We start from the raw sequence: 6,835 nt of genomic DNA, 5'->3' as shown, positions 1-6,835 counted from the left end.
CGTGCCAGCGCGCTCGGACCGCGCCGCGCCAGTTCACCCGGCACCGCCCGTCGGGTCGGCGGTCGCCGCTTCGGCGTCGCCGTCGGGGCTCTTCGCGGGGCGTGGCACGCCGCCGGTCGGCCCGGGCGGGCCGTGCGCGGGCAGCTCCAGACGGAACCGGGCACCCGCGCCCGGCGCGCTGCGGACGCTCAGCACCCCACCGAGCAGGGCGGCGTGTTCCCGGGCGATGGCCAGGCCGAGGCCACTGCCCGACGCGGAGCGCGAGGCGTCGACCTTGTGGAACCTGTCGAACACGTGCGCCAGGTGCTCGGCGGGGATGCCCGGCCCCTGGTCGGTGACGTCGAAGACGACGAGCGCGCCCGCACCGGTCACGGTCGCCCGGATCTCGCCGCCACCGTGCTCGACCGCGTTGGTGACCAGGTTGGCCAGGACACGCTCCAGGCGACGCGGGTCCGTGCGCAGCGCGACCGGGTCGCCGGTGACCAGCACACGGTTCGACCAGCCGCGCGCCGCGACGATCCTGCGCAACAGCGCCGGCGCGTCCACCGGCTCGACGTTTGGCAGTTCCCGACCGGCGTCCAGCCGCGAGACCTCCATCAGGTCCTCGACCAGGCGGCGCAGCCGGACCACGTCGCCCACCAGCAGCCGCGCGGCCGGCCGGGCGTCGTCGGGCAGCCGGTCCAGCTGCTCGCGCAGCAGCGACGCCGCGGCCACCAGGGCGGTCACCGGGCTACGCAGCTCGTGCGCCACATCGGCGGTGAACCGCCGCTCCCGGGCCTGCGCGGCCGACAGGGCGGCGATCTTCGATTGCAGCGCCTCGGCCATCTCGTTGAACGACGCCGCCCAGACGCTGAACTCGTCGCGCCCGCGGACCGGCAGGCGGGTGGCGAGCAGCCCTTCGGTGAGCGCCCGGGCGGCGCGGCTGGCCCGACCCACCGGCTCCAGCGTGCGGCGGGCCAGGAGATGGCCCACCCCGGCGGCGACCAGCACGACCAGCACCCAGCCGGCCAGCAGCGCGGTGCGTACCTCACCCAGATCCGTGGCGATGTCGTCCTCCACGGTGATCACGTACAGTTCCGCGGTCGAGCCGGGGATGCGTCCGCCGACCACCAGCAGCCGGGGTCGCTGCTCCGGTGCCGAGCGCTGGTAGGCGAGCTGCCCGTCGGCGACCGAGGCCCGCAGCCGCGTGCCCAGGGCGGGGGCGTACGCGGGATGGGAGGCACGGGTCTGGCCGTCGACGAGGACGACGTGCCGCCCGCTGCCCTCGAAGCTGGCGAGCAGTTCGGTGCCGCGCTGCTCGGTCAGGGGCAGGAACTCACCGGCGAGCAGGAGTTGGTAACGCGCGTCGGCGGCGGCCTGGCGCAGCGAGGCGTCCAGCCAGGACTGCCGCAGCACCACTGCCGCCCCACCGGCGAGCAGGCCGGCGGACACCCCGGCGACCAGCACGAACGCGATCGTCAGCCGGCGCCGCAGGCGACCCGGCGCCACCGCTCGTCCGGCCATCGCCGACCTCCCGTCAGAGCGTGGACAGCTTGTAGCCGGCGCCGCGTACCGTGCGGATGCGCAGTGGGTGCGCCGGGTCGTCCTCGACCTTGGCGCGCAGCCGCTGCACCGCCACGTCGACGAGCCGCGAGTCGCCCAGGAAACGGTGGTCCCAGACCAGGTCCAGCAGCAGTTCGCGGGTGAAGACCTGGCCGGGCCGTCGGGCCAGCTCCAGCAGCAGACGGAACTCGGTGGCGGTCAGGGTCACCTCCCGTCCACCGCGGCGTACGACGAAGCCGCCCGGATCGATCTCCAGGTCGCCGACGGCGATGGTGGGTGAACCGGCCGGAGCGCCCGCCCGTCGCAGCACCGAGCGGACCCGCGCCACCAGCTCCGGCAGGTCGAAGGGTTTGCGCAGGTAGTCGTCGGCGCCGCATTCGAGGCCGACCACCACGTCGAGTGTGTCGGTGCGGGCGGTCAGCATGAGGATCGGCACCTGGCTCGTTCGCCGGACCTCCCGGCAGACCTCCAGGCCGTCCAGGCCGGGCAGCATGACGTCGAGCACGATCGCGTCGACCGGGTGTGCCCGCCAGGCCATGAGCGCCTGCCGCCCGTCGACGGCGGTGTCGACCCGGAAGCCGGCGCGACGTAGACCGAGGGCGGTGACCTCCCGGATGGAGGCGTCGTCCTCGACCACCAGCACGCGGCCCTCCACCACCTGAGGGTAGACCCGCCGCGACGCTGTGCAGCCCTGGCGAAACGGTCGGTGTCGGCGGCCCGGTCGGTCCCGGTACGGCATCGGCCGCCCTCGACCTCCGCAGGGTGATCCTCGATCTTGGCTCCGGCTACCATCGGGTCGCCAACCGCACCAATGCGGTGGTCGTCGATGGCTTATCCGCACCGGGCCGTCGCCACCGCGTGACCAGTTCATTTGAGAGGACACGACGTGCAACGTCATGGCTGCGTGATCCGGCTCCGTCCGGAGCACCGGGAGACCTACCTGCGCCTACACGCCGAGGTCTGGCCGGGCGTCGAGAAGACGCTGCGCGAGGCGAACTTCCGCAACTACACCATCTTCCTGCACGGCGACCTGCTCTTCGGCTACTACGAGTACGTCGGCGACGACTACGAGGCCGACCTGCGGTACATCGCCGCCGACCCGAAGACGCAGGAGTGGTGGACGTTGACCGACCCGTGCCAGGAATCGCTCGCCGAACCCGGCTCGGGGGACTGGTGGGCCCCGATGCGGGAGGTCTGGCACCTGGCCGACGAGGCGCCCGAGCAGACCCCGGCGGGCTAGCCCTCCGTGGTCGGGTGCGGCATTCCCTGCTCCTGCGCGACCTGGATGATCGTCTTGCCGGGGGTGCGGCGCTGACGGACGAACGCCGAAGCCGCCTCGGAGAGCGGCCGTACGGCGCTGACGATGGGCTTGAGCCGCCCGGTCCGGACGCGGTCGGCGAGGTCGGCCAGCCGGACGCGATCGGGTTCGACGACGAAGAAGATGGCACGCCCGTCCTTCGGCTGGACGGTGGGCGGCGTGGCGATGGTGACGAGGGTGCCGCCGGGGCGTACCAGTTCGGTCGACCGCCGGAGGATCTCGCCGCCGATGACGTCGAGCACCACGTCCACCTCGCCGACGTCCCGCAGGTCGTCGGCGTCCAGGTCGACGAAGGCCCGCGCGCCGAGGCTGAGGGCCAGATCGCGGTCGTCGGCCCGGCCGGTGCCGATCACGTGCGCGCCCACCTCCCGCGCGAGTTGGATGGCGATCGTGCCGACGCCGCCCGCCGCGCCGTGGATGAGGACGGTCTGGCCGGTCGTGAGGTGGGCGTGGTCGAACAGCGCCTGCCATGCCGTCAGGCCGGAGATGGGCAGCGCCGCGGCCACGGGTGTGGTCGATGTCGGCCGCGAGCGGAGCGAGGTTGCGAGCCTCCACCGCGGTGTATTCGGCAAGCGATCCGTCGCGCGCCCAGTCGGTCAGTCCGAACACCCGCTGGCCCACGGTGAGGCCGGTGGTTCCGTAGCCGAGCCCGACCACGACCCCGGACACCTCGTGCCCGGGGACGCTGGGCGTCCGGTCGCGGCCGGCGCGATCGGTCCACGTCGCCGGCCAGTCGAGCTCGCCGGGGGTGAAACCCGCGGCGTGCACACGCACGATGACGTCGTTCTCCGCGGCGTGGGGGTAGGGCAGGTCGGTGAGGGTGAGCCCGCCGACGCCCGCGTCACGGTCGCGCACGGTGATCGCTTGCATGGTCCATACCTTTCAAGAGATGTCGTCGGTGTGCCCGGCGGTGTGGGCTCAGCGCCGGGGCCGACGGGTGACGCCGACCGCGTGAGCCCGCGTCCGGTCAGCTCGGCCAGGGTGAGCCGACGATGCGCTCGACAGTCGTCACGCGCTCAAGGCCGGGGATGAAGTGTTCGAGGATGTCGGAGTTCACGGTGCCGTTCGTGGTGTCGGGGCGGTTCTTCAGCCCGTCGAACTGCGCTTGGAGGAACTCGTTCTTGAAGTCCCCACGGGGATGAACGGCGAGGATCTCGTCCAACTGGTCGCGGTCCAGCCCGTCCAGGCCGAGGCCGAGCACGTCGGTCAGGACACCGAGGTAGGTGGTGGCGATCTCCGGGCCCATCCGGTCGGGGATGCCAGGTGTGGTGTGCAGCGCGATCGCGGTCCAGACGGTCTCGGCGGCGGCCGTGGAGAACCCCCGCTCCAAGAGGAAAGCGCGCGCGTGGTCGGCGCCGTCGACCTCGAAGCGCTGTTCGACGTCGGAGAACGGTGTCAGCAGACCGCTGTCGTGGAACATGGACGCCACATAGAGCAGCTCCGGATCCGGTTGCACGCCAAGCCTGCGCGCGTGCGTCAGGCCGAAGAGAAAGACGCGTCGGGAGTGGTGGTAGATGAGCGGCCCGGTCGTCTCCCGGATGTGCCTGGTCGCTTCGGCGACCGCCGCCGTATCGGGAATCTCCAACCCCGCGATGACCTCTGACATGCCCTCTGACCTTCCCGGCGCTGTCCGCTGACGTCCTTGTGACCTCCATGCTGCCCACCGATCGTCGTGCGGTGCCGCCCTCATCCGGCCAGGAACCACTCACATCCGGACCGGGGCGTCGCGGGGGGTCGACCAGAGCGCCGGTCGCCGTTCGATACGTCGCAGATCAGCAGATCACGCTACGGGCGTCCGCACCCGGCGATATCGCAAGGTGAGCGACGCCTCCGGGAGGATCGCCGTCATCTCCGGTAATGGCGTGCTACCAATACCCGGTGTCCCTGCCGCCCCACCGCGTCGCGATCTTCGTCTACGACGGAGTGACGCTGCTGGATGTCGCGGGTCCGGCGGAGGTGTTCAAGGAGGCGAACCGCTTCGGCGCCGACTACCGGATCGTGCTGCTGTCGCCGACCGGCGCGGACGTCACGACGAGTCTCGGGGTGCGGATCGCCGTCGACGGGGCCGTCTCCTCGGAGCCGGCCTTCGACACGCTACTGGTGGCCGGGTCCGACCACTATCCGCGCGCCCATGTCCCCGCCGACCTGGCCGAGGCCGCACGCCGGCCGGCGGCGGTGGCCGGACGGGTCGCATCCATCTGCACCGGGGCGTTCGTCCTGGCCGCCGCCGGCCTCCTGGACGGCAAGCGCGCCACCACGCACTGGAAGGTCGCGCACGAGCTCGCCGCCCGGCATCCGACCAGCCGTGTCGAGCCCGACGCGATCTACGTGCGCGACGGCACCACGTACACCTCGGCAGGGGTGACGGCCGGCATCGACCTGGCGCTCGCTCTCGTCGAGGAGGACCACGGGCCCGACCTGGCGCGCGACGTCGCACGCGCCCTGGTGGTGTACATGCAGCGCGCGGGCGGCCAGTCCCAGTTCTCCGCGCCGCTGCAGGGGCCGCCGCCCCGCTCACCGGCACTGCGGCGAATCGCCGACCTGGTGACGGCGAACCCCCGCGGGCGCCACACGCTCGGTGAACTCGCCAAACACCTCAACGTCAGCACCCGGCACCTCACCCGGCTCTTTCACGACGAGCTGTCCACGACCCCGGCCCGCTACGTGGAGAACATCCGATTCGACCTGGCCCGGGCGCTCCTCGACCAGGGCCACACCGCGACACAGGCCGCGACCCTCGCCGGGTTCCCCAGTTACGAGAGCATGCGTCGGGTCTTCGCCAGGAAGCTGTCGATCAGTCCCGCCGCCTACCAACGACAGTTCAGCACGGCTCGCCGCCCCCACGCGGGTTAGTGCCCGGCACCGACGGGGCTGCGGACGATCCCGCCTGGCCGCCCGCCTCGGACGGGCGGACGGCCAGGCGAACCACCCCACCGACTCCGCTCACCACTGGTGGGCGACGTCCAGCACGATACGACTGTGTGTGCCGGGGCCGGCGAGCGTGAACGTGCGGAACGGCAACCGGGCCCGTACGCCTACCGCGAAGGTGCTGTAGCCCTCGAAACTGCCGCCGAAGACGACGTCGCGCAGCGTTGCGCAGCGCAGCAGGTTCGCGACGTGCTCGCCGACCGCGTAGGGCACGGTGCCCTGGTGTTCGGCGTCGTACGCCGGGGCCCGCAGCGAGACCCGCAGCAGCGCGCCCCCGGCGGTGTACGGGCTCAGCGCCAGCCCTTCGCCCTCGGTCCACGTCTCGCCGTAGCCGACCGCGTAACCGTCGACCGGGCCGGCGAACTCGAACACCACCCGGTCGTAGCAGTCGTGCTGCCCGATCCGTACGTCGACCAGCGGGGCGTCGCTCGGCGCGCCGGCCGACTTCTCCGCGCTGCCCCAGGTGATCCCGCAGGACGCCGACCCGGTAGTGGTGCCGGCCGCGGTGCTGCTGCCCGCGCTGGCGACCAGGCCGGCGAGGACGACCGCCAACGCGGTGAGTGTGCTCCTGATCCTCATGGTGTTCTCTCCACTCGATGCCGGGGCCACGTCGCGGCGGCGTTGCCGGTGACCCTCTGCCGTCACGGTCGTCGTGTCACGGCACGCGAGCTTCGCCGCGGCGTAACCGCCGGGTAACAGTGGCCGGCGGCCCGTGGTCGCCGCCGCGGCGTGGCCGTGTCACCCACGCCGTCCCGCAACGCGGTACTGTGCCTGGCAGTCGACACTTTCGAGGTGGACCCGTGCCTACCGTCGTCGTCCTCGCGCTGACCCTCGCCCTCGCGCCCGCGCCGTCCCCGTCGGCCACCTCGGGCCCGGTCGGCGACCTCCTCGGCGGCGTCGGCCGGATCGTCGACGATCTCCTCGACGGCCGGCGGGCGCCGAGCGCGACACCGACGCCGACGCCGGGCGTCACCCCCACCGCGACGTCCGCGCCGACCCGGCCGCCAGCGACCGCCCAGCCGAGCCCGACCGCGCCGGGTGCGACCG

General features: G+C 72.7%; 7 protein-coding genes and 2 pseudogenes. 3 read left to right on the top strand and 6 right to left on the bottom strand.

The genetic code is table 11. The annotated features are described in order from the left end of the window. Window positions 1–33: 33 nt before the first annotated feature. Window positions 34–1,503, bottom strand: coding sequence for a cell wall metabolism sensor histidine kinase WalK (locus B0E54_RS31835; RefSeq protein ID WP_234591548.1), 1,470 nt, complete (start codon window positions 1,501–1,503; stop codon window positions 34–36). A 13-nt stretch (window positions 1,504–1,516) separates the two neighbouring features. Beyond that, entirely contained in the window at window positions 1,517–2,197 is a 681-nt protein-coding gene (locus B0E54_RS31830; RefSeq protein ID WP_234591547.1) for a response regulator transcription factor, read from the bottom strand. Window positions 2,198–2,428: 231 nt separating this feature from the next. Between B0E54_RS31830 and B0E54_RS31825 the strand changes: the two genes are divergently transcribed. Continuing rightward, window positions 2,429–2,782 carry an L-rhamnose mutarotase gene (locus tag B0E54_RS31825; protein WP_234591546.1) on the top strand — a complete coding sequence of 118 codons (354 nt, stop codon included), beginning with the start codon at window positions 2,429–2,431 and terminating at the stop codon, window positions 2,780–2,782. Here B0E54_RS31825 and B0E54_RS31820 read toward each other — a convergent pair. The 3 genes and pseudogenes from B0E54_RS31820 to B0E54_RS31810 all read right to left on the bottom strand — a co-directional run bounded on the left by B0E54_RS31820 (window position 2,779) and on the right by B0E54_RS31810 (window position 4,466). Further along, the gene (locus tag B0E54_RS31820; protein WP_234591544.1) at window positions 2,779–3,366 is read right to left on the bottom strand and encodes an NADP-dependent oxidoreductase; all 588 of its coding nucleotides are present in this window, start codon (window positions 3,364–3,366) and stop codon (window positions 2,779–2,781) included. The two genes, B0E54_RS31825 and B0E54_RS31820, sit on opposite strands and share 4 nt — an antisense overlap. Before the next feature lie 82 nt (window positions 3,367–3,448). Then, window positions 3,449–3,730, bottom strand: a pseudogene (locus B0E54_RS31815) (alcohol dehydrogenase catalytic domain-containing protein); the annotation flags it as partial. A 97-nt stretch (window positions 3,731–3,827) separates the two neighbouring features. Next, complete coding sequence (locus B0E54_RS31810; protein WP_234591543.1) at window positions 3,828–4,466, bottom strand: HD domain-containing protein; 639 nt, start codon at window positions 4,464–4,466, stop codon at window positions 3,828–3,830. A gap of 272 nt (window positions 4,467–4,738) precedes the next feature. On the opposite strand from B0E54_RS31810, the gene B0E54_RS31805 reads away from it, so the two are divergent. Then, entirely contained in the window at window positions 4,739–5,713 is a 975-nt protein-coding gene (locus tag B0E54_RS31805; protein WP_234591542.1) for a GlxA family transcriptional regulator, read from the top strand. A gap of 90 nt (window positions 5,714–5,803) precedes the next feature. Here B0E54_RS31805 and B0E54_RS31800 read toward each other — a convergent pair whose 3' ends face one another. Beyond that, window positions 5,804–6,367, bottom strand: coding sequence for a hypothetical protein (locus B0E54_RS31800; protein WP_234591541.1), 564 nt, complete (start codon window positions 6,365–6,367; stop codon window positions 5,804–5,806). Window positions 6,368–6,588: 221 nt separating this feature from the next. On the opposite strand from B0E54_RS31800, the pseudogene B0E54_RS31795 reads away from it, so the two are divergent. Continuing rightward, window positions 6,589–6,835: pseudogene (locus B0E54_RS31795) on the top strand (hypothetical protein); the annotation flags it as partial.

Origin of the sequence: Micromonospora sp. MH99 (genome assembly GCF_021442385.1) — a bacterium.
Classification (GTDB): Bacteria; Actinomycetota; Actinomycetes; order Mycobacteriales; family Micromonosporaceae; genus Micromonospora.
The sequence above is the reverse complement of the archived record's forward strand: the minus strand, read 5'-3'. Positions and strand labels throughout refer to the sequence as shown.

What these genes read in the sequence shown, in the direction of transcription:
- B0E54_RS31835 (WP_234591548.1), bottom strand. Translation starts at nt 1,503, where the DNA reads ATGGCCGGACGAGCGGTGGCGCCGGGTCGCCTGCGGCGCCGGCTGACG.
- B0E54_RS31810 (WP_234591543.1), bottom strand. Translation starts at nt 4,466, where the DNA reads ATGTCAGAGGTCATCGCGGGGTTGGAGATTCCCGATACGGCGGCGGTC.
- B0E54_RS31800 (WP_234591541.1), bottom strand. Translation starts at nt 6,367, where the DNA reads ATGAGGATCAGGAGCACACTCACCGCGTTGGCGGTCGTCCTCGCCGGC.